Genomic DNA, 22,025 nt, shown 5'->3' on the forward strand with positions numbered 1-22,025 from the left:
CGGCGATCGGGGGCGGCCGGAGCGCGCTCGCCTGGGACCAGCTCGTCCACCGCACCGGTGGCCGGCACCACCACCGGCCCGGCATCGGCCACCGAGATTGTTCCTCAGGGGTACGGGTGCCCTCTAGTGTCCGCGGAGCAGTCTCCGCTGTCTTCGCGCCATGGCGGCGGTCAGCAGGATTGTGGCCACCAGAAGGGATCCCATGGCCCGGGTCGCAAGGCGGTTCCGGAGCGTACGGCGGTGTGTGGCCATGCCGGCGGCGAGGAAGTCCGCTTCGAGAGGGGTGATGTCATCCCGCTCGGCGTCTGAGGCGTGTGCGGCGAGCTGCGCCAGGCGGATCGGGGAGATCCGCACGCCCCGCTCCCGTCCGATCGCCTCCCACGCGTCGGCGGCTTCGGTCAGCCAACGCTGGAAGTGGAGCTTCTCGCGGCTCTGTTCGATCCAGTGGTCCAGCCGGGGCCAGGCGTTGATGAGTGCCTCGTGGGTCAGGTAGACGCCGGCCCCGTCGAGTGTGATCAGCCCGGCTCGGGCCAGCGCGTCCAGGACACCGTCCGCTCCCGGGGCGCCGGAGAGGGCTTCTAGCTCCGCCCGTGTCGTGGAGCGGCGTGTGTCGGGCGTGTCGTCGGTTCCCGGGGCGATCAGCCGCAGCAGGATCCGTCGTGCGATGTCCGCCCGGGTGGCGTCGAACCGGGCGTACACTCCCTCGGCGCTCTGCGCGATGGCTCCCTGGAGACCTCCGGCCCGTTCGTAGGAATCAAGGGTGAGCGTCCGCCCGTTCCGCCGCTTCCAGGTCTCCAGGAGGGCATGGGACAGCAGGGGCAACGCGGACCCGCTCTCCGTGACGTCGGCGATGAGCCGGGCCGTCAGCGCGCGCTCGACGACCAGGTTGTGCGCGCGTGCTGGTCCGACGACGGTCTCGCGGAGTTCGGCCGTGCTCATACGGGTCACGGTCAGGCTCGCGCCTCGCAGCACCTCGGCGAGCCCGGAGTACTGGTGGCAGCGCCTGGCGAAGTCGGTGCGGATCCCCAGGACGACACGAAGGCAGCTGCCCGGGTCCCGGGCAGCGAGAAGCGCCGCGACGAACTCTTCCCGCTCGGCCGGATGGGGACACAGCGTGAAGAGTTCCTCGAACTGGTCGATGACGACCCAGGTCTCCCCGTCACCCGTCGCGGGGACGAGCGCGGACCGGTAACGGTCGAGCGGGTGCGCCCCGGGGGCCAGGACCCGAATGGCCGCCGGACGGGCCGCCGCGCCGTGCTCATCTGACCGGACCGCTCGCTGCAGCCGGGGAATCAGCCCCGCCCGCAGCAGAGAGGACTTGCCACTCCCCGAAGGACCGAGGAGGGCGACCACACGGTGCTCCCTCGTCAGGTCCAGCAGCTCGGCGCCCAGCGCGTCCCTGCCGAAGAAGAGGTCTTCGTCACCGGGTTCGAACCGTGCCAGACCTCGATACGGGGACGGCGCATCGTCGGCCTGCTCACGAGCCGTCAGTTCCTGGGATACGGCGTACCAACGTTCCTCCCACTCCTCGGGGTCGGCGCCGCACGCCGTCGCGTAGGCCCGCACCACGGGCAGAGAGGGAAACTGCTCGCCCGCAGCCGCCCGAGACAGTGTCGCCACCGAGTACCCGGCACGGCGAACCATGGCCGCGTACGTGGGCCCGCCCGCCTCCCGACGCAGCCGCCGCAGGTCACAGGCCAGCCGGGCCACTGGGCCCTGCCTCGGATCGAGCGGTTTCTCGTGACGCCCCATGCCCCGCCCCGTCTCGCGTAGCGACACCGTCCGGCCCTGACCTGCTGATCTCGCACCCAACCAGGTGCGGTGCTCAGCCGACAAGAGGGTTTCGCGTCGGGCGTCGCGGTCGGGGCGGGATTGTTTCGTCGCCGGAGCCGGGCTGCGCAACAACCTCCCCTCAGCGAAAGCTCAAGGCAACGGGGGCGACAGGCCACCACGACAGAGAGGGCGACGTCATGCCGCTGAGCGACGACGAGCTGCGCATTCTCGAGGAAGCGCGCAGGCGCTCCGAGCAGGAGTACGCGGAATTCCAGGCCAAGCAGGAGGCCGAGCGCCAGGCGAGGTTCGCGGAGGAGGAGGCCCGCCGCCGTGCGGAGGAGCGCCCGCACTCCGGGCCCACCTGGTAGGCCATCGCGACAGTTCCGCTCATCGCACCACCACGTCTCGAGATCAGAGGAGATCCGATGAAACGGAGATTCGGCAGGGCGGCCGGCGCTTCAGCGCTCGTGACGGCGATGGCGCTGGGCTTCGGCGGCGTCGCCGAAGCCGCGCCGACATCCTCGTCCGTGCAGGCATCGACTCCCGTTTCGCACGCGACCACCGCAACGATGCAAGGTACGCCGCAGTACCGAACCACGGAGTACATCAACATCGGGGGCATGTACTCCTGGCAGTGCCCGGTCTACGGCCAGCTGTACGTGGCCTACGGCTACGCACGCGGCTACCGCTGCCTCCCCGTGAGCGTGCTCTACTCCTACCTCGTCGTGTATCGGTGACAACAACTGAGCAGCAGCACGCCTTGGGGTACTTGCGGTGGCGACCCAGGCGCAGCTCCTTCCCTCGCCCGGCACCCACCCGGCCGGAGTGTCCCTGACTCCAGAGGGGGCGTTCACGGTATCTGCCGAGTAGGAGGACACGTTGAGTGCCCCTGCCCCTCCGCGTGAGGGGGAGGGGCACTCGGCGTTACACGTTGCGTCCAGCGCGAACTTTGGATTCGTGGCCTAGGCCCGGTGGGAGGTCTCGCTGAGGGTTCCGGGGGTGCCGGGAGGCGTGGGCGTCGTGATGCCGCTGCCCGCACCGCTGCTGTAGTGGGTGCCGAGCTCCTCGTGGTACTCGGTGTCGCCGAGGTGCTTGTTCTTGTCGAACTCGGGGGCGGCCTTGATCTGCTCCTTGCTGCGCCCGACGCTGATGGTCTTCGCGTCCGCGTCGATGTTCGTGATCGTGCCGGCGGGCAGCATGACCTCCTTGCCGAAGATCCACACGCCGGTGTCGACGACGATGTACTGGCCTCCGACGTCCTGGGAGTGCTTGTCGACCTTGCCGATGCTGCCGTCCGTCGCCTCGACCTTGTACCCGGTCAGATCGGTGTCCGGGGTGTAGCCGGCGGCGGACGGGTAGTTCCAGATGTTCTCGCCCATGACTCATCCTCCGCAGATCGTGGTTCGCGGACGATCGCTCCGTTTTTTACGGTCCGTCCAGATATGCGCTCGCGGCTCGGGTTCCCTGCCGCGAGCGGATGAACCACCACGCTCGCCGCCGGCCGGCGTTGCCGACGATGGCGCGGAGGGGGGCGCCGTCACCACGCCGCCGCCAAGGTCGAGCGCGATGACTGCCGCTCGGCAGGGGTGGCGCGCACCCGAAGCCGCCGGAGGCGCAGCCCGCACTCCTGCGCGGCTGATTTTGATCGATCATTTCCGGACTCTTGACGTGTGCGTCACGCCAGAGCAACATCTGCCCGCACCTTGTGAGAAAACCTCTCACTCTATGAGAAAGGCGTGGGTATGAAGGTCGGAATTCTGGGCTTGGGCGAGGCCGGAGCGCTGTATGCGGCGGGGTTCGCGGAGCACGGCTGGGAGGTGGCCGGATTCGATCCGGGTGACGTGCCGACCCCGGCGGGCACGACCCGGGCGGCGACGGTCGCCGACGCCGTCCGGGGCAGCGACCTGGTCCTCGGTCTCACGGGAGCCAAGGCCGCGCGAGCCGTCGCGGAGGATGCCGCCCCGCACCTCGGCGCGACGACGGTGTACGCGGACATGAACGCGGGCGCGCCGGAGTTGAAGCGGCAGATCGCCGAGATCGTCGCCGGGGCCTCGGCCGCGGTGTTCGCGGACGTGTCGGTGATCGGCTCGGTTCCGAAGTACCGCCACCGCACCACTCTGGTGGCCAGCGGGCGCGGAGCCTCTGTCATCGCGGACTACTTCGGGTCGCTCGGCGCCCCGGTGGAGGACCTGGGGTCCGAACCGGGCGCCGCCTCCGCGCGCAAGCTGCTGCGCAGCTTGTTCATGAAGGGCCTCGCCGCGGTCATCGTGGAAGCGGTGGACGCGGGCCGGGCGGCCGGCGACGAGATGTGGGTCCGCGAGCAGATCGCCAGGGAGCTCGCCGACGGCGAGAGCACCCTGGAACGCCTCTACCAGGGCACCCTCAAGCACGGGGAGCGCCGAGGCAGGGAGATCGCCGCCGCGTCCGAACTCGTGGCGGACCTCGGCCTGGACACCGGCCTGGCGCGGGAGATCAGCCGGCTCCACTTCCTGGCCGCGCGGACCGAGGGCCTGCGGGACAGTGGCCGGGTCACGCCCGAGCTCGTGGCCGCCTACCAGGGCGTGGCCACCGCGAACATCGGGGACGCGACCGAGCGGCTGGGGCTGCTCGACTCCGGGATCCGGGCCCTGTGGCCGGGCGCCCGAGTGGTGGGACGCGCATTGACGGTGTGGACGCGAGCCGGTGACAATCAGGCCCTTCACCAGGCGCTCAAGACCGCGGAACCCGGTGACGTCATGGTCGTCAACGGTGAGGGCGACGTGTCCCGCGCGCTGATCGGCGAACTGATCGCCGAGCGGGCCCGGGCCCGGGGTGTGGTCGGCATGGTGCTCGACGGCGCCGCCCGCGACGTCGAGGTCCTCGCCGAGATGGGCTTCCCGGTGTGGGCCCGGGCGGTCACCCCGGCCGGTCCCTACAAGTTCGGTCCTGGACGCGTCGGTGTCCCGGTCGCCGTCGGCGGGGTCGTCTGCCAGCCCGGCGATCTGATCGTCGCGGACGGTGACGGCGTCGCCGTCGTCCCCGCCGCCCGCGCGGCGGACGTGCTCGCCCGGGCCCGCGAGGTGGAGGCCGACGAAGCCCGACGGCGCGCCGACATCCGCGCTGCCGCTGCCGTCATGCCAGGAGGTGCGTCGTGACCGCTGTCTGGGCGCTGGGCTGCTACATAGCGGCCATCATCGTGTGGAACGCCGTCCTCAAGCGGAACATCGGCGAGGCTCTCATCGTCGGTTTCCTCGTCACCGGCCTGTTCGCGGGCGGGGACATCGGCCACGCCATGTGGGCCGGATTCGCCGAGGCGATGCAGGAAGAGGTCACGTTCGCCGCCCTTGCGTTCGTGTTCATGAGCTACCTGCTCGCTCGTACCCCCGTCCTCGACCAGCTCCTGGGCATCCTCAACTCCCTGCTCGGGCGGCTGCGCGGCGGCCCCGTCTACACCTCCACCCTCGCCGCCGGGATCTTCGGGGCCATCGCCCACGTCGGCGCGGCCGTCACCGCCGCGGTCGGCTCGGTGACCATCCCCTGGATGAAGCGCTCGAAGGTCAGCGGTGAACTTGCCGCCACCGTGGCCGCCGGAGGCGCGGGCATGGGGGTGACCTTCCCCTTCAGCTCCACCATGTTCATCCTCATGGGCACCGCCGGTGTGGCCTCCCTGGCCACCACGGACGACATCGTCCTGCCCCTGTTCCTGGGCGGCCTGTGGTGCCTGGGCTACCGGATGGCCGCCGCCTTCGTCATGGTGCGCCGCCACCGGATCCAGCCCATGGACCGCACCGACCTCCTGCCGCTGCGCGCCAGCTTCCGGGCCGGCTGGACCAGCCTTTTCCTGTTCGCCGCGATCCTCGTGCCGCTCATGCTCACGCGCGGACCCACCGGTGGCGCCATGACCGAGTGGGTCGGCACGAAGATGTCGGACGCCATCAGCCTGATCACCTGGATCCCCGTCCTCCTGATCGCCACCGTCCTCCTCCTCGGCCGGCGCCATCTGCCGCGTACGAGCCGCGCGTGGTGGCAGGTGCTGGGAGGCGCCGCCCCGCAGTTCGGGGTGATCGGCGTGACCATCGTGGCGGCCTTCTCCGCCTCCAACGTGCTGGGGGAGCTGGGCCTGCCGCAGCAGCTGACCGAGCTGCTGGCCGGCATCGACGCCCCGCTGTGGGCGATGGCCCTCATCGTGGGTGTCCTCGTCGTCGGCGTCGCCATCCCGCTCACCGCCAGCGCCACGATGGCCGCGATCGGACCCGTCGCCGTCACGTCCCTGGTCGGCGCCGGCGTACCACCCGCCACCGCGTGCGTCGCCGTCCTCATCTTCGCCTCGACCGAGGGCGCCTCACCCCCGTCAGGAGCGCCGATCTACGTGGCCAGCGGCATCGCCGGCGTGGACCCGTCCCGCACCTTCCTGCCCCTGGTCGCCTACTACTGCCTGCCCATCCTGTTCATCGGCGCCGGAGTCGCCACCGGCGTTCTGCCCGTATGACTCCCTGCTGTCCGCCCAACTCCCCGCCGTCCGCCGTCGAGAGCCGTCCCCACCGTCCCCGCACGCCGTCCCCGCACACCGTCCCCGCACCAGCGAAAGGCAACGCCATGGCTTCCCGCCTGCTGCAGCCTCTCTTCCGCCTCAGCATCGTCGTCTTCCTCGTCGGAGGCGTCCTCATCGTCCTCGGCCAGGCCGCGGGCATCGCCCTGGGCGACGCCCACTGGGTCGGCCAGGTCGAGAGCGCACTCCAGCCGCCCACCTGCATCGCCGCGAGCATCAGCGGCATCCTCTCGTTCCTCCTGTCCTACCGGCCGGCCGATGAGAGCGCCGAGGCCGGCACGGCCCTGACCGAGCCCGCCGTCGGCACCACCGCGGGACCCGCCCGCTAGACGGACGACCGGCCTTCTGGATGGAGCCGTGCGACCCACTCATCTGCTCGTAGAGTGATAAGTCTTATCGGACCCACGCCGTCGAGCAGACCATCCAGGAGTTCCCATGGCCCCCTCCGCAGCCTCCGGCGCCCCCGCCTCCGCGATGAGATCCCTCGACCGGGCCTTCGACGTGATCGGCGTCCTGGAGGACACCCGCCAACCCCTGCGCCTGAGCGAGGTCGCCCGCCGCGCGGACCTGCACGTCGCCACCACCCAGCGCATCCTCAACGTGCTCATCGACCGGGGCTACGCGGCCAAGGAGGACACCGGCTACGTGGCCGGACCGGCCTCCGTGGCCACCGCACACGCCTTCCTCATCAACAACCGCCTCAGCCAGGTCGCCCTCCCCGTCCTCCAGGAACTCGCCGCCACCGTGGGACAGGCCGCCAGCCTCTACGTCCGGGTCGGCCTGTCCCGCGTACTCATCGCCCGCGTCCAGAGCCGCAACCCGCTGCGCTACCAACTCCCCATCGGCGAGAAGCTCCCCCTCCACCTGGGAGCCGGCAAGGCGCTCGCCGCCTGGCTCCCCGACACCGAACAGCACGACCTCATCGAGCAGGTCACCCCCTTCACCCGCATCTCGGGCGAACGCGTCACGGCCGAGGACCTGGCCGCGGACCTGCGCCAGGTCCGCAAGGACGGCTACGCGCTGTCGGTCAGTGAACGGGTCCTCGACGTCACCGCCGTCAGCGCCCCCGTCCACCGCGGCGACGACGTGATGGGGGCCCTCAGCATCACCGGCACCGGCAGCGAGCTCACCGAAGCCGACCACGCGCGACTCATCGGCGAAGTCCGCCGTGCCGCGGCCGAGATCGCCGCGCGCTGCCCCTGACAGAAGGCCACACCACCCCATGCCCCTGCCCACCTACCAGCAGCTCACCGAGCGCACCGACGCCCCTGCGGGCTCCAGCTGGCACCTGTTCACCGACCACCCCGACCGCGGCATGGCCGGCCTCGCCGGCCCGCACCAAGTGCGCCGTGCCGCCGACTGCGTCACCCGTGGACTCGCCTTCAACCTGGACTACGCGCTCGACGCCTTCGACCCGCCCATGTCCAAGGCCCGCGGAATCCCCGAACACCACATCACCGCCAAGCACGACCAGGCCCGCGACGACCACCTGGACCACTTCCATCTCCAGGCCACCACCCAGGTCGACGGACTGCGCCACCGCCGCGCCTCCGGACACGGGTTCTACAACGGTGTGCCCGACGACGAGATCGCACCCGGCAGCCCCCGGCTCGGCGTCCAGCTCTGGGCCGAGCAACCCCTCGCCGGCCGCGGGCTCCTCATCGACATCGACGGCCTGCTCCGCGAACGCGGCACCCCGCTGGACCACCGGGACGGCCCCGCGCTCACCGCCGACCTCCTCGACGAGGCGCTCGCCGCCCAAGGCTGCGCCGTCGAACCCGGCGATCTCCTCATGGTTCACACCGGCTGGGCCCACTGGTATCTCACCGCCACCCCGCCGCAACGGGCGGAGGCCCGGGAGGCGCGGCGCGCCACCGGGTTCGCGCAGAAGCGGGACTTCGTCGCCTGGTGCTGGGACCAGCGCGTCGCTCTCATGGCCACCGACACCTTCGCCGTGGAGACCCTCCCGGTCCTGCCCGACAGCGACTTCCACGCCAGCGCCCCCGAGGACGGCGGCATGATGCACCAGGAGCTCATCGCGAAACTGGGCCTTCCGCTCGGCGAGTTGTGGAACCTCACCGCCCTCGTCGAGGACAGCCGCACCACCGGACACTGGGACAGCCTGCTGACCGTCAAGCCGCTCAACCTGACCGGAGGAGTCGGCTCACCGGCCAACGCCACCGCCCTGCGCTGAGCACACCTCCGGCACGTCAGGGACAGCGCCTGTCGGTCCGGTGAGCCACGATGAGTTCTCGGCGCACGTACGGTCTGCCGTCCTGAGCAACCCTGCAACGTGGAGGGAACGATATGAGCAGTCACGCGTCCGACAGCGCGGCCGGGGCCTCGGAGCCGGAACTGGTGCAGCTGGTCCCGGCGACGACCGCGGTCGTGCGCGGTGTCGTCCGGATGGCCGAACTGCGGGACTTCTTCGACGCCTCCTTCGGTGCCCTGGCCCGGACCCTGCAGGCGCAGCAGATCGCCGTGTCGAGCCCCGCCTTCGGTCTCTACCGCGGGACGCCGGGGGAGAAGCTGGACCTGGAGGTCGGGTTCGTCACGGACCGGGCCGTGCGGCCGGAGGCGGGTGTGGTGGTCGGTGCGTTGCCCGGAGGCAGGGTCGCGCGGCTGATCCACCGCGGGGCGTTCGACGGGCTCCCGTCCTCCTGGGCGCGGCTGCACGACTGGATGTCGGCGCAGGGACTCTCCGGTGGGCCGGACCGATGGGAGACCTACGTGACGCAGCCCTCCCCGGACATGGACCCGCGCGACCTGCGGACCGAGCTCAACTGGCCGGTGGTGGACTGACCGTCCCCGGATCACGGCTCCTTGCGCCAGACAGACAGACAGACAGACAGACAGGCGGGCCGGCCCGGAGCAGACGCTCCGGGCCGGCCCGCCCACGCGCTGTCAGCTCGCGGCGTGGACCGGGTCGCGGGTTCGTCCGGGCCTCGCCTCGGGCGCGGGCGCCGCATACGTCGGATCGGGCTCGGTCGCCACCGCGGAGGGAGCGGCGGCGGGGGAGTAGGGGATGTCTCCGCGCAGGACGGCCTTGGCGCGGTCCTCGTCGAGTTCGCCCTCCCAGCGGGCGATGGCCAGGGTGGCGACGCCGTTGCCGACCAGGCTGGTCAGGGCGCGGGCTTCGGACATGAACCGGTCGACGCCGAAGATCAGCGCGAGGGCGGCGACGGGGACGTGCGGTACGGCGCTGAGGGTGGCGGCCAGGGCGATGAAGCCGGAGCCGGTGACACCTGCGGCGCCCTTGGAGGTGAGCAGCATGACGGCGAGCATGGTCAGCTGCTGGGTGAGGCTGAGGTCGATGCCGAGAGCCTGGGCGAGGAAGACCGAGCCCATGGTCAGGTAGATGGCGGTGCCGTCGAGGTTGAAGGAGTACCCGGCCGGCAGCGTGATGCCGACGACCGGCTTCGAAGCGCCCACGTGCTGGAGCTTGGCCATCATGCGCGGCAGGACCGGCTCGGTGGAGGAGGTGCCCAGGACGATCAGGAGCTCTTCCTTGATGTAGCGAAGGAAGGGCAGCAGCCGCAGTCCGTTCAGCCGCATCACCGACCCGAGGACGACCAGGACGAAGAAGAGGGCGGTCAGCCAGAACGAGCCGACCAGCAGGGCCAGGTGGCGCAGGGTGCCCAGGCCGTAGTTGCCGATGGTGAAGGCCATCGAGCCGAACGCGCCGACGGGGGCGAGCCGCATGGTCCAGCGGATGAGCGTGAACAGGACCGTGGAGAATTTCTCGATGCCCCGGGCGATGCTCAGGCCGGCCTCTCCGCTGGCATGCAGGCCGAAGCCGAACAGTACCGACACCAGCAGCACCGGCAGGATCTCGTTGCCGGTCAGGGCGCTGACCAGGGTGGCCGGAATGACGGTGAGGAGGAAATCGGCGAAGCCCTCCGGGGCCGTGGTCGCCTCCGGCGGGAGGCCCTCGGCGGACAGGGTGGAGAGGTCGATGTGCAGACCGGTGCCCGGCTTGACGACGTTGACGACGACCAGGCCGATCACCATGGCCACCGTGGTCAGCACCTCGAAGTAGACCAGCGCCTTCAGGCTCACCCGGCCGACCGCGCGGGCGTTGCCCATGGAGGCGATGCCGTGGACGACCGTGCAGAAGATGATCGGCGCGATGAACATCTTCACCAGCGCGATGAAGCCGTCGCCCAACGGCTTGAGATCGGCGCCGACGGACGGCCACAGCCAGCCGACGGCGGCGCCGAGGAGGACGCCGATCAGACACTGGACGTAGAGGTGGGAGAGCATCCGGCGGATGCGGCCCGGTGGTGGGGTGACGGTACCCGGCGCGGCGTCGCTGCGGCTCATGCGGGGCGTCCTTCCAGGACGGGAACGAGGAGTTCGGCTCGGGCGATACGCCGGGCGGCGCGGTGCAGGAGCACCGTGGGGGACGCGCTGTCCGGCGCGGGGACGGCTCGGGTGGCGATCACGCCGGCGGGGGTGCCCAGGCGCAGCGTGCCGTCGGCGGTCTGCCGGGCGACGCGGTGGGCGAGGGTGCCGGGGGTGGCGGCGGCGGTGGCCAGGGCCACGGCGGAGGTCAGGCCGATCGCCGGGTGCGGGGCGTGCATGGAGACCATGCGCACGGCCAGGTCGTACTCGTCCTGTTCGACGAGTATGCCCTGGGTGGTGAGGTAGGGGGCTGGGCGGGCGACGATGCCCACCTTCGGCACCGCGTGGCTGACCGGATCGCCTTCGCGGGCCAGGCCCATGGCGAGCGCTGCCTGGCGGCGCAGCAGGGTCAGCGCGGGCACCGCGGCGTCGAACGCGGTGACGGATTCCGTGCCGTCGAGGCCGAACGCCTTGGCCTCGAACAGGGCGGCCGGCGCGCCGGCGTCCACCAGGGATGCCTCGACGGGGCCGTGCGGGCCGGTCAGCTCGTCCAGCGGTCGTCCGGTCGGCAGAGCGCGGCCGGTCGTCGAGCCCGCCGGATCCTGAAACCCGAGCAGGACCGGCACGCCCGGTGCCGAGGTACCCGGCACCACGGCCGTGCCCTCCTCCGGGGCCGTGCCCGCGGGCGTGGGGATCGTGCCGGTGAGGCGGGCCCCGGTGTTGATGTTGAGCATGCGGACCGTGGTGGTGTCCGCGGTGATCGGCACGAGCTGGTGGTGGATCGCGTACAAGGCCACGGCGGTGGCGCAGTTGCCGCAGTTGCTGGCCCACTCCACGCGCTCGTCGCCGATGCCGACCTGTGCGAAGGCGTACTCGACATCCACGCCGGCCCGGGTCGACGCCTGCACGACAGCGGCCTTGGAGGTGGTGGAGGAGGCGCCGCCCACCCCGTCGATCTGACGGGGGTCGGCGGCGTTGAAGGCGGCGAGCAGCAGGGCATCGACCTCCACGCCCGTGGCGACCACGTCGCCGTGGTCGAAGATCCAGCACTTGCTGGTACCTCCGCGGATCATCTCGCCCTGCAGACGCAGCACAACCGACTCCTCACAGACAGGAAAGGGAAGCCCGCCGGCGGTTCCGCCGTGCGTGGTGACCTCCAAGGTGGGATACGGGAGCGTGAAGTACAATCTCGGAAATCTGCATGGCTATTAAGCTGAAGTGAACGCTGGAGGGGGCGCATGCTGGACGTCCGACGCATCCTGCTGTTCACCGAGGTCGCCCGGCGCGGCTCGGTGACAGCGACGGCCCGCGCCCTCAACTACACGCCGTCAGCGGTGTCGCAGCAGATCAGCCGCCTGGAAGCGGAGGCGGGACAGCCCCTCCTCGAACGCCACGCCCGGGGCGTCACGGTCACCGACGCCGGACGGGCGCTGGCCGAACGAGGGGAACGGATCGAACGCGAACTGAGGGCCGCCGAGAACGAGCTCGCCGACTTCGCAGGCCTGCGCGCGGGCACCCTGCGCATCGGCACCTTCCCCACCGTCGGCGCCTCGCTCCTCCCGCAGGCCGTGATCGCCTTCCGGGACGCCCATCCCGACGTACGGCTGACCGTCCGCAGCGCCCGTATCGCCGGACTCTGGGCGATGCTGGAGAACCGGGAGGTCGAGATGTCGCTCATGTGGGACTACGACTGGAACCGCCTCGACCGCGAGGACATCGTCGTCACCCCGCTCCTCGACGACCCGCCGGCCCTGCTCGTCAGCGACCACCATCCGCTCGCCGGCCGTGCCACCGCCTCACTCGCCGACTTCGCCGACGACACCTGGATCACCCGCGCCGAACATCACCCGGTGGCCGAGGCGCTCGTCCGCGGCTGCCGCGCCGTCGGCTTCGAGCCCCACATCGCCTACGAGGCGCACGACTACCAGGAAGCCCAGGCCATGGTCGCCGCCGGCATCGGCGTCGCCCTCGCCCCCACCCTGGCCCTGGAGGGCATCCGGCCCGGCGTCGTCGTCCTGCCCCTCAAGGCGCCGGCCCCCGTCCGCCGCATCCTCCTGGTGCGCATGGCCGACCACGCGCTCACCCCCGCCGCCCTGACCTTCGCCGCGCTCCTCCGCGACGCCGCCGCGGCCCGAACCCCCTGAGACCGCACCACGCGCCGCCGTTTTGCCGGAGCGGCAACAAGAGTGGCGTCGCCGGACCACGATGGGCGACCTTGGATCCATGACCCACGACATCACAGCGGGATCGCCCGCGTCCGACCCTTCCCTGCCCGGCGACGGATACCTCGGCGACCCCGCGGTGCGGGAGGAGTGGGACAACCGGTACGCCGACCGGCACCAGCTGTGGAGCGGTCAGCCCAACGGTGCGCTCGTGGCCGAGGTCGCCGGGCTCACGCCCGGGCGGGTGCTCGACGTCGGCTGCGGCGAAGGCGCGGACGCGGTCTGGCTCGCGCGCGGCGGCTGGGACGTGACGGCGCTCGAGGTCTCGGGCGTGGCGCTGGAACGGGCCGCCGGGCACGCGCGGGACGCGGACGTCACCGTGCACTGGGTACACGCCGCGCTGACGGAAGCAGCGCTCCCGCCCGCCTCCTTCGACCTCGTCTCCGCGCAGTATCCCGCCCTGCTGCGCACCCCCGACGCCGCGGCCGAGCGAGCGCTCCTCGCGGCCGTCGCCCCCGGCGGCGTACTGCTGCTCGTGCACCATGCGGGGATGGACACCCAGCAGGCCCACGACGACAGCGGCTTCGACCCCGCCGACTACGTCTGGCCGTCGATGGTCGCCGCCCGGTTCACCGACGACTGGAAGGTGGAGGTCGACGAGCAGCGGCCACGCGTCGCACCCGACGGCGGTGCCGGCGCGCACCACACGGACGACCTGGTGCTGCGCGCGCGACGACTGCGCTGATCCCCTCCGACCTGGCCCGGGGCACGTGTCTGGAGTCAGGCCGGCGCCGTGTTGTGGAGGGTCTCCAGGAAGGCTCGTACACGGCTGGTCATGCCGTGTCTGGGCCAGATGGCGGCGAAGTGGCAGGGGAGTGATTCCTGGATCGGGAGCCAGGTGACGCCGGGTGTGGAGTAGTGGGGCTCGGCTTCGGTGCAGGCGAGGGAGACGCCCTGGCCTGCGGCCACGAGGAAGGGGATCTCCTGCCACGAGATCGCCGCGTGGCCCTGGGGGATCGGGCGGCCGGAGGGGGTGCGGCGGGGGAAGTTGTGGTCGAGCCAGTGCCGGGGGACCGTGCCGCCGATGGTCAACAGCGTTTCCTGGGCGAGGTATTCGAGTGAGACCGTCTCGCGTCGGGCCAGGGGGTGGGAGCTGGAGACCAGGAGGGCCCGCGCGGAGGTGTAGAGCACGGGTCCGGCGTCCAGATCCGGTTCGTCCAGGGGTAGTTCGGTGACCTGGAGGTGCACCTGCTCGCTGCGCAGCGGTCCGTAGGGATCGGAGAGCTGGATCTCCTGGATGGACACGTCGCAGTCCGGATGGGCTGTGCGGAACGTCTCCATGGTTTTGAGCAGCAGGTTGGCTGCCATCGAACTGGAGTAGCCGATCCGCAGGGAGCCGGTGATGCCGCGCCCCGCGGCGACCGCGCGGGCGAGTGCCTCGTCGATGATCCGGCGCGCGGGCAGGAGGTCGTCGCGGAGGCGTTCGCCGACCGGGGTGAGGGTCACGCGACGGCTGGTGCGTTCGAACAGCGGCACTCCGACCCGGCGTTCGACTGTCTTGATGACCTGGCTGATCCGTCCTGCCGACAGCCCCAGGCGGTGGGCCGTGCGCCCGAAGTGCAGTTCCTCGGCCAGTGTCAGGAAGGCCTCCAGTTCCTGCCGCTCCACGCTCTCCGCCCCCCGATTGCTTAGCCGCACTGCACGGTACTTGAGCGGATCGGTGTTGTTCCAGGTCGCGGCGGTGGCGAAGCTGATCACGTCCGGCGAAGCGGAGGCGCCACGCACCCGAAAGGAATCCCATGTCCTACCCCGACCCGCGCTACTTCGGTGAACACGGCGAGGTCAGTGCCGGTTTCCGGCCCGCGAGCACCGCGCCTGACTTCGTCGCGAAGCCCGCCGACCCCTTGGTCTCGCAGGGCACCGCGTTCCACTACCTGTCGACGACGCTCTCGACCAACGGCGAGTACGGCCTGTACCGGGTGGACATGGGGCCGGAGGCGAGCGGACCGAGCACGCACTTCCACAGGGCGATGTCGGAGTCGTTCTTCATCCTGTCCGGCACCATGCGGCTGTTCGACGGCAGTCGCTGGGTCGACGCGACCTCCGGCGACTACCTGTACGTACCGGTCGGTGGCCTGCACGCCTTCCGCAACGAGTCCGGCGAACCCGCCTCCATGCTCATGCTCTTCGCACCCGGCGCACCCCGAGAGGACTACTTCGAGGGCGTCACCGAGCTGGCAGGGCTCAGCGAGCAGGAGCACGCGGAGTTCTTCGTCCGCCATGACAGCTTCTTCGTCTGACCTGCCCTTCCGCCTTGCCCTTCCCCCTGCCGGGCTGTTCCCAGAAGTCGCGCACATGGGCCTCGACGCCTGCTGTCGCCCGCTGGTCGCGCTCGCTCTCGAACATGATCGAGAGGATCTCACGCCGGTGCGGCGCTCAGGGCACGCGATCTTCGTACGCCTGAGGCGGGTCCCGCGGCGCTGTTAGCCTGCGACACATGATCAAGGGTGGGGTTGCAGGTCGAATAGGGCGGATGGCGGGGGACACCCGGCCGGAGCGCGTGCTGGTCGCCGCCAGTTTCGTCAACCGGGTCGGCAACGGTCTGTTCAACGCGGCGTCAGCGCTCTATTTCACCTTGATCGTGGGCCTGCCCGCGGCGCAGGTCGGCGCCGCGCTCACCATCGCCGGACTGATCGGTCTGGGCGCGGGGATACCCGGAGGCCATCTCGCCGACCGGCGCGGCGCACGCACGATCATGATGACGGCCCTCGCGGTCCAGGCGGTGTCGATGGCGGCCCTCGTCCTCGTCGAGAGCTGGGCCGCGCTCACGGTCATCGCGACGGTCGACCAGATCGCCGCGGCGGTCGGCGGCGCGGCGTGGGGTGCTCTGGTGGTGCGGGTCGGAGGTGAGCGGCCGGCCCGGTTCCGGGCGAAGCTGCGCACCTTCGTCAACCTGGGCGTCGTCCTGGGAACGGTGGGCGCCGGACTGGCGCTGGCCGCGGACACCCGCGCCGCCTACGTCACGCTGATTCTCGGCAACGCGTCGAGCTTCGCCCTGTGCGCGGCGCTTCTCCTTCTGCTGCCCCGCTATCCGGTGCTGGAGACGCCCCCGCGGCAGCGGCGCTGGCTCGCCTTCGCCGACCGTCCCTTCCTGACGTTCACCGCCCTCTACGGGGCCATGGGACTGCAGTACCCGGTGGTCTCCCTGCTCCTGCCGATCTGGATCTCCGAGCACACCGCGACGCCACGGTGGACGGTGGCCGCACTGTTCGCGGTCAACTCCGGCTTCTGCATCCTGATGCAGACCAGGATCGGCTCCCGTATCGAGACCCTCGACGACGGCGGCAGGGCGTTTCGCACCGCGGGCCTGCTCTTCCTCGTCAGCTGCCCGATGATGGCGCTGGCGGCGTACGCCCCTGTCTGGGCGGCAGCAGGACTGGTCCTGGCGGCGATCTTCATTCACAGCCTGGGCGAGGTCTGGGAGTCCTCGGCTGCCTTCGCTCTCGGTTTCGGGCTGGCCCCCGACCATGCCCAGGGCCAGTACCAGGGTGTCTTCGGTCTGGGCTTCAACGCGGGCCAGGCCCTGGCCCCCGCGATCCTCACCACGGTCGTGCTGGGCCTCGGCACGGCGGGCTGGCTCCTGCTGGCGTTGTTCTTCGCCGTGGTGGGTGCCGCCGGCCCCTCTCTTGCCCGCTGGGGCGCGCGGACCCGGCCGCAGCCGAGCGTCGCCGCGGAAGCGGCGGGATGACCAGGGGCCGGAACCTGTGCCGGGGTTCCCCATGATCGGGGAACCCCGGGACGGGTCAGTGCTGCGGAGGGTTCAACTCGAGTGAGTCGACCGGCTGTCGGAAGCCAGGTGCGTGACCGAGCTTGCGCAGGTACGGGTCGAAGGACGCGAAGTCGCGCACCGGGTCGGGCGAGTTCCACACCGACTGGGCGTGGACCCGCAGGCGGGGCAGCAGTGTCTGGGTGAGGACGTACTCGGGGGCCCAGCCGTGCGGGTCGTCCCAGATCGGGAAGAACTGCCCGGCACTCTTGCTCTCGGCGGGCACGCTGTAAGGGGCGCCCCAGCCGCCGGAGTACACGTACGGGCTGCCGTACGTCGTCCACTGGTCGGCCGGCCAGGGCTGGTTGATGGTGTTGTTCTTGTTGCCGGCCGTCAGTGGCGGCCACAGGTCGTGGTACAGGTCGGACGACGAGCCGATCAGGGTGAAGCCCGCGTCGAGATAGGCGTTCGCGGCCGGCGCGTCGTAGATCTCCGCCCAGTAGTCGATCGTGATGTCGCGGCTCAGGCGGACGGCGCCGCCGGCCGGGTCGCTGATCATGTCGTTCCACATCCAGGTACCACGATGGTCCTTGGCGAGTTCGCCCGACAGGTAGTTGAACAGCGCCTTGTACCCGTCCTCCCCGGTGGCCTCCGGCCCGGCGATGCCGCGGACCCAGGACAGCAGGCGGGGGTTGTCCGCGTCGAAGAACTCGTCACCGCCGAGATGCACGTACGGCGCGTCGAACGTCGCCCCGATCTCCCGGACCCACCGCGCCAGACGCTCCCGCACATCGGCACGGGAGTAGTCGTACCCCGTGTTCCCCGGCAGCGCGTACTGCGGATACACCTGAAGGTCGAGACTGCTGTGCCCGGGTACGTCGATCTCCGGGACGACGGTGACGTGGTACCGGCGGGCGAACGCGACGAGGTCGGCGATCTCGGCCTTGGTCCACGACCCGCCCGCCGGCAACCGGTCGACCAGTTCGGGTGCCACCGCGCTCTCCACCCGCAGGCCCTGGTCGTCCTTCACCCGCAGTTGCAGGTAGTTCATCTTGGTGTAGGCCAGATCCTTGATCTGGTTCTTCAGCCAGCTGATCGAGTAGGAGCGCCGCCCGGAGTCGACCTGAAGCCCGCGGAAGGCCTGGTCCGTCCAGTCCGTCACCACGCCGCCGGGCAGCCGCCCGGCCGACCGCAGGGCCTGCAGCACGGTCTGAGCGCCGTAGTACGTCCCCGTGCCGGACCCTCCGGTGACCACGACGGCGTCCTCGTCGATGTCCAGGCGGTAGGCCTGGGATTCCAGGGCCCGTGCCTTGGCCGGAGCGGCGGACAGGTCCACTGCTCCCGTGGACAGCAGGATTCCCTGTGGCACGGACGCGTGATCGTCCACCACCCGCACCGTGGCTGTCCGTACCAGGTCGGCCTCGACGAACTCGTCGGCGATCCGCTCGGCGTCACCGCGCAGCGCGGCGGCCTGCCCACGGCGCACGGAGACCGTGAGGTCACCTTGTGGCCGCCACGACCCGCCTTCGCGACGCGCGAACGACTGCACCGCCGGGACGGTGACCGGGAACCCGTTGGCTCCCAGCGACCGGGTGTCACCTCCGGGTGCGGGTGTCGGGTCGGCCGCCGGGCCGACCTCGCGGATCGTGAAGTCGTCGCAGTAGCCGGGCCCCGAGCCGCTGCCCAGCTCGTTCAGGAAGCAGAACGCGTTGAGCTCTCTCGTGCGCGGCCCTGTGGTGACGGTGCGCGTCACCGTGGTCCAGGCCGTGCCGGTGACGTCCACGTAGTCTGCGGCGCCGCGGTAGTACGCGACGCTCTCGGCGTCGAAGACACCGACCCGCACCGACGCGCCGCCCGCGGCCCGGACCTTGGCGGTGAACTCGTAGACCGTGTTGGGTTCGACGTGCCGGATCGGCTTGTTGACCATGCCGCGCGAGACACCTGTGCCGCGCACCGGCAGGTTGCCGCCCCGCGGGTAGCGGCTGTCCCCGTCGTACCCGAGTCCGACCTGCGCCGCGTGCCCCGACCCCGAGGCGCCCGGAGCGACGAGCGAGGCATGGTAGTACTGCCCGCCGTCGAAGGTGCCGGACTCGAATCCCGGGTCGGTCATCACCGGCCCGCCGCCGTCGGCGTTCGCCGGCGAACCGCCCAGCGCCGTCAGCAGTCCGGCGCACAGAGCCAGCGCCGCCGTGGTCGCCGACGCGCGCCGTGACCCGGTCACGCGGCGCCCTTTCGACCGGGGACCGGGCTGTCTTCCGGAGTTCTGTGTCATGACGGGTTCACCTCGACCTCGGCGAGCGACAGGGGAGCGGTGGTGGCGAGCTGGATGCGGACATAGCGTCCCGAGGCCCGCACCGGGACCTCGGTCGGCGTGGCGGCGGTGTCCGTGCGGTGGACGGCGGTCACCCCGGGCTGGGCCAGTGCCTCGGCGAGCGAGTCGCCGGTGAACGGGGTGTCGGAGACGAGGACGTAGTAGTCGGTCAGGCGCTCCGAGCAGCAGTCGGTGCGGTTCCACACCGTGACGTCGGAGAGGGCTTTCGAGGCCCCGAGGTCGACCTGCCACCAGGGCTCCGCGGAACCGTCCTCGGCGGTGTGGGTGACCGAGCCGACGGTGTAGTTGCCGTCGGTGTTTCCGTCGACGGCCCGTGCCGCGACACCGCCCCAGGCGGTGCTCTTCTGCGTGGCCGGCTTGCCGTACGACAGCGAGGTGACCTTCAGCGAGAGGAACGTACTGCCCAGCGGCTCACCGGACGACGCGTCGGTCATCGTGACCTTCACGGTGCGCGGGCCGGGCTGGGCGGAGTCGCCCGCGGTGACCGTCACCTCGGTGGCGGCCCGGCCGCCGGCGTCGACGGTCAGCCGGCCCGAGGACGGAGTCACGGTGATGCCGTCGGACGCGTCGGTGGTGAAGGCGACCTCGGCCCGGGAGCCGGTGAGATTGGCCGCACCCACACCGGCCTTGAGGCTCGCGCCCGGTGTGAGGAGCGCCGGACTGGCGGCGGGCAGCGAGGAGTGCGGCCGCACGCCGGTGTCCACCGTGCCGTGCCGCGGCGGCTGAGCGCCGCTTCCCCGGCCCCAGTCGGTGCTCGACGGATCGGAGGTCAGAGCGAACCGGACGGTACCCGCGTTCAGCAGATCAGCGTGCTTGATCCAGGACTTCGTCCAGTCCCGGTCGCCGACCCGCACCGACGACACGTACTGCAGCTTCGACCGGTCCGCACCCGGCGCGACGATGTCGACGGGCCGGCCGCCGTCCGGCTGGATCCGCACCCGGTCGAACATCGGCGCGGTGAGCACGTACTCGGCGGAGCCCGGCATCACCTCGTAGACGCCGATCATCGACCAGATCGACCAGGACGAGAGCGTGCCGAGGTCGTCGTTGCCGGGCATGCCGTAGGCGTCGTCCGTGAACAGCGGCTGCGCGGCCCGCAGCACCGCGGAGGTCTTCCAGGGCTGATCCGTCCACGCGTACATCCAAGGAGCGTGCAGATCGGGCTCGTTGTTCGGGTTGAACGCGAAGTTGTTGTGGTAGTCGTACGCGCCGACGACCCACGACTTCTTCGCCACGCCCGTGTGGTCGCGCAGCAGTTCCGGCATGTCGAAGAAGGTGTCGAGACGCTGCTGCGCCTTGGCCTTGCCGCCCATCAGCGCGAACAGGCCTGGCGCGTCCTGTTGCGCCAGCCACTGGTACTGCCACGCCGTGCCCTCGTGGAAGCCGGTGCTCTGCGTCGGATCGGAGCTTCCGACCCAGGTGCCCTGAGGTGTGCGGGCGCGCGGGAAGCCGTCGAAACTCTTCGAACTCACGCCGAAGTCCCACTCGTTGGCGAAGTTTCCGCAGCGGTCCCGCAGCGTCTTCGCCTTCGCCGTCTCACCGAGCCCGGCGGCCATGTCGGCAAGACCGCAGTCGGCCAGCGCGTACTCCAGCGTCGCCGACCCGGCCTGACGGGAGTCGCCCCAGGTGTAGCCGCCCTTGTCCTGATAGCCGATCCAGCCGTTCTGCGTGTAGGTCGGGTTGCCGTCACGGCCGCGGAACACCGACTGGTCCGACGGCACCTGGGTGACGTTCTTCCACAGCGCGTCGAACAGGGCGCCCGCGGTGGGCTTGTCGAGCAGCCCACGGGCGTACAGGGAGGTGATGAACGGGGTCGGGCCCTCCCCGCTCATCACGTTGGTCTCGCTCGCACCGAGCGCCCAGCGCGGCAGCCAGCCGCCGTCCTGGTAGACGCGCAGCAGCGACGTCGCGATGTCGGTCGCGCGGCGCGGTTCGAGCAGCGCGACGAGCTGGTTCTGCGTCCGGTACGTGTCCCACAGCGAGAGCATCTGGTAGTACGGCCGGTCGCTGCGGTGCACTTCCTTGTCGAAGCCCATGTAACGCCCGTCGACGTCGGATCCGACCGACGGATGGAGCGTCGCGCGGTACAGCGCGGAGTAGAAGGTGCGCCGGTCGGCTTCGCTGCCGCCGGCGACCTGCAGCCGGTCGAGCTGGCGCGCCCACGTCCGGTGCGCGGCGGCCCGCACCGAGTCGAAGGTCTGATCCGCGCTCTCCGTACGGCGGTTGAGCCGGGCGCCGTCGACCGAGGTGTAGGAGATGCCGACGGCAGCACCCACCTGGCCGCCGCCGCTGAATCCGACCATCGCGCCGCCGTCGGCCCGCGAACCGTCCGACGACGTACCGCTGATGGCGGCCGACCGCCGGCCGGAAGCGACGCCGTCGCCGTCGGCCCAGGTGCCGAAGGTGTCGAAGGACCGGTCGAACTTGGCGCTGAAGAAGACCTTGTACCGCTCCTTGCCCGTCTCCCAGCAGAAGTTGCCGCCCGTGATCCAGCCCTCGACCGTGTCGTCGCCGACGACGTCGACCTGACCGGCGTACGTGTAGCCGTTGCTGGAACCGACGTTGACGACCACGGTCCGCCGGTCGGTGTCCGCCGGGAAGGTGTAGCGCTGCCACCCGGTCCGTGCGGTCGCCGTCAGCTCGGCGGTCACGCCGTTGTCCAGGCCGACCTTGTAGTAGCCGGGCTCGGCCTTCTCGTCGGCGTGGCGGAAACCGGCCGCCTGCTGGTCGGGCCGCGTTCCGGGGAAGTCGCCCGGCGCCGGCATCAGGCGGATGTTCCCGTTGGTCTGGCAGCCGACGCCGGACAGATGCGTCTGGCTGAATCCGAGGATCTCCGAGTCGGCGTAGTCGTACGAGGCATAGGAGTTGAGCCGGGTGTCCGGGCTGTTCTGCACCATCCCGAAGGGAAGCGCCGCCCCCGGGAACGTCGTCCCCGCCCCGTTGTTCCCGATCGAGGTGTTCACATACGCCGTCGGATCCTCGGGGAACGACGGTCCCGCCTTCGGTGACGCGGCTGTTGCCGACGTACCGCTGATCAGGACAGCCGCGGAGGCCAGGACGGACAGAATTCGGACCAGACGGACTGGTCTCGGCAATCGCATGGACTCTCCCTGAGAGATC

General features: G+C 70.9%; 19 protein-coding genes. 12 read left to right on the forward strand and 7 right to left on the reverse strand.

The features are described 5' to 3' along the window. Window positions 1-123: 123 nt before the first annotated feature. Entirely contained in the window at window positions 124-1,752 is a 1,629-nt protein-coding gene (locus tag ACZ4E1_RS05940) for a helix-turn-helix domain-containing protein (RefSeq protein WP_467536242.1), read from the reverse strand. Window positions 1,753-1,970: 218 nt separating this feature from the next. Between ACZ4E1_RS05940 and ACZ4E1_RS05945 the strand changes: the two genes are divergently transcribed. Then, on the forward strand, window positions 1,971-2,141 hold the full coding sequence (locus ACZ4E1_RS05945) for a hypothetical protein (RefSeq protein ID WP_467536244.1): 171 nt from the start codon (window positions 1,971-1,973) through the stop codon (window positions 2,139-2,141). A 201-nt stretch (window positions 2,142-2,342) separates the two neighbouring features. Then, the gene (locus ACZ4E1_RS05950) at window positions 2,343-2,510 is read left to right on the forward strand and encodes a hypothetical protein (protein WP_467536247.1); all 168 of its coding nucleotides are present in this window, start codon (window positions 2,343-2,345) and stop codon (window positions 2,508-2,510) included. A 225-nt stretch (window positions 2,511-2,735) separates the two neighbouring features. On the opposite strand, the gene ACZ4E1_RS05955 is transcribed toward ACZ4E1_RS05950, so the two are convergent. After that, window positions 2,736-3,152 (reverse strand): PRC-barrel domain containing protein, encoded by a 417-nt coding sequence (locus tag ACZ4E1_RS05955; RefSeq protein WP_467536249.1) that lies wholly within the window; start codon window positions 3,150-3,152, stop codon window positions 2,736-2,738. A 363-nt stretch (window positions 3,153-3,515) separates the two neighbouring features. On the opposite strand from ACZ4E1_RS05955, the gene ACZ4E1_RS05960 reads away from it, so the two are divergent. The 6 genes from ACZ4E1_RS05960 (at window position 3,516) to ACZ4E1_RS05985 (ending at window position 9,103) form a co-directional block, all read left to right on the forward strand. Further along, window positions 3,516-4,907 carry an RraA family protein gene (locus ACZ4E1_RS05960; RefSeq protein ID WP_467536251.1) on the forward strand — a complete coding sequence of 464 codons (1,392 nt, stop codon included), beginning with the start codon at window positions 3,516-3,518 and terminating at the stop codon, window positions 4,905-4,907. Next, window positions 4,904-6,241, forward strand: a complete 1,338-nt coding sequence (locus ACZ4E1_RS05965; RefSeq protein WP_467536253.1) for a TRAP transporter large permease subunit — start codon at window positions 4,904-4,906, stop codon at window positions 6,239-6,241. The genes ACZ4E1_RS05960 and ACZ4E1_RS05965 overlap by 4 nt, the downstream gene beginning before the upstream one ends. A 107-nt stretch (window positions 6,242-6,348) precedes the next feature. Continuing rightward, window positions 6,349-6,630 (forward strand): hypothetical protein, encoded by a 282-nt coding sequence (locus ACZ4E1_RS05970; RefSeq protein WP_467536254.1) that lies wholly within the window; start codon window positions 6,349-6,351, stop codon window positions 6,628-6,630. A gap of 106 nt (window positions 6,631-6,736) precedes the next feature. Continuing rightward, window positions 6,737-7,504, forward strand: a complete 768-nt coding sequence (locus ACZ4E1_RS05975) for an IclR family transcriptional regulator (protein WP_467536256.1) — start codon at window positions 6,737-6,739, stop codon at window positions 7,502-7,504. 19 nt (window positions 7,505-7,523) lie between these two features. Beyond that, on the forward strand, window positions 7,524-8,495 hold the full coding sequence (locus ACZ4E1_RS05980) for a cyclase family protein (protein WP_467536258.1): 972 nt from the start codon (window positions 7,524-7,526) through the stop codon (window positions 8,493-8,495). Window positions 8,496-8,608: 113 nt separating this feature from the next. After that, window positions 8,609-9,103: a GyrI-like domain-containing protein gene (locus ACZ4E1_RS05985; RefSeq protein WP_467536260.1), complete on the forward strand. Its 495-nt coding sequence runs from the start codon at window positions 8,609-8,611 to the stop codon at window positions 9,101-9,103. A gap of 102 nt (window positions 9,104-9,205) precedes the next feature. Here ACZ4E1_RS05985 and dctA read toward each other — a convergent pair whose 3' ends face one another. After that, complete coding sequence (dctA, locus tag ACZ4E1_RS05990) at window positions 9,206-10,624, reverse strand: C4-dicarboxylate transporter DctA (RefSeq protein WP_467536262.1); 1,419 nt, start codon at window positions 10,622-10,624, stop codon at window positions 9,206-9,208. Continuing rightward, complete coding sequence (locus tag ACZ4E1_RS05995) at window positions 10,621-11,739, reverse strand: PrpF domain-containing protein (RefSeq protein WP_467536264.1); 1,119 nt, start codon at window positions 11,737-11,739, stop codon at window positions 10,621-10,623. Before ACZ4E1_RS05995 ends, dctA begins: the two co-directional genes overlap by 4 nt. A 144-nt stretch (window positions 11,740-11,883) precedes the next feature. On the opposite strand from ACZ4E1_RS05995, the gene ACZ4E1_RS06000 reads away from it, so the two are divergent. Then, window positions 11,884-12,789, forward strand: coding sequence for a LysR family transcriptional regulator (locus ACZ4E1_RS06000; protein WP_467536266.1), 906 nt, complete (start codon window positions 11,884-11,886; stop codon window positions 12,787-12,789). A gap of 79 nt (window positions 12,790-12,868) precedes the next feature. After that, entirely contained in the window at window positions 12,869-13,552 is a 684-nt protein-coding gene (locus ACZ4E1_RS06005; protein WP_467536267.1) for a class I SAM-dependent methyltransferase, read from the forward strand. Window positions 13,553-13,587: 35 nt separating this feature from the next. On the opposite strand, the gene ACZ4E1_RS06010 is transcribed toward ACZ4E1_RS06005, so the two are convergent. Beyond that, window positions 13,588-14,565 carry a LysR family transcriptional regulator gene (locus ACZ4E1_RS06010; RefSeq protein WP_467536268.1) on the reverse strand — a complete coding sequence of 326 codons (978 nt, stop codon included), beginning with the start codon at window positions 14,563-14,565 and terminating at the stop codon, window positions 13,588-13,590. A 41-nt stretch (window positions 14,566-14,606) separates the two neighbouring features. On the opposite strand from ACZ4E1_RS06010, the gene ACZ4E1_RS06015 reads away from it, so the two are divergent. After that, window positions 14,607-15,107: a cupin domain-containing protein gene (locus tag ACZ4E1_RS06015; protein ID WP_467536269.1), complete on the forward strand. Its 501-nt coding sequence runs from the start codon at window positions 14,607-14,609 to the stop codon at window positions 15,105-15,107. Between the two features lie 233 nt (window positions 15,108-15,340). Next, window positions 15,341-16,555, forward strand: coding sequence for an MFS transporter (locus tag ACZ4E1_RS06020; protein ID WP_467536271.1), 1,215 nt, complete (start codon window positions 15,341-15,343; stop codon window positions 16,553-16,555). Window positions 16,556-16,610: 55 nt separating this feature from the next. Here ACZ4E1_RS06020 and ACZ4E1_RS06025 read toward each other — a convergent pair whose 3' ends face one another. Continuing rightward, window positions 16,611-18,794 carry a family 20 glycosylhydrolase gene (locus ACZ4E1_RS06025; RefSeq protein WP_467536272.1) on the reverse strand — a complete coding sequence of 728 codons (2,184 nt, stop codon included), beginning with the start codon at window positions 18,792-18,794 and terminating at the stop codon, window positions 16,611-16,613. Window positions 18,795-18,841: 47 nt separating this feature from the next. After that, window positions 18,842-22,006, reverse strand: coding sequence for a GH92 family glycosyl hydrolase (locus ACZ4E1_RS06030; RefSeq protein ID WP_467536274.1), 3,165 nt, complete (start codon window positions 22,004-22,006; stop codon window positions 18,842-18,844). Window positions 22,007-22,025 lie beyond the last annotated feature (19 nt).

This window comes from Streptomyces sp. NPDC025806, from assembly GCF_055558275.1.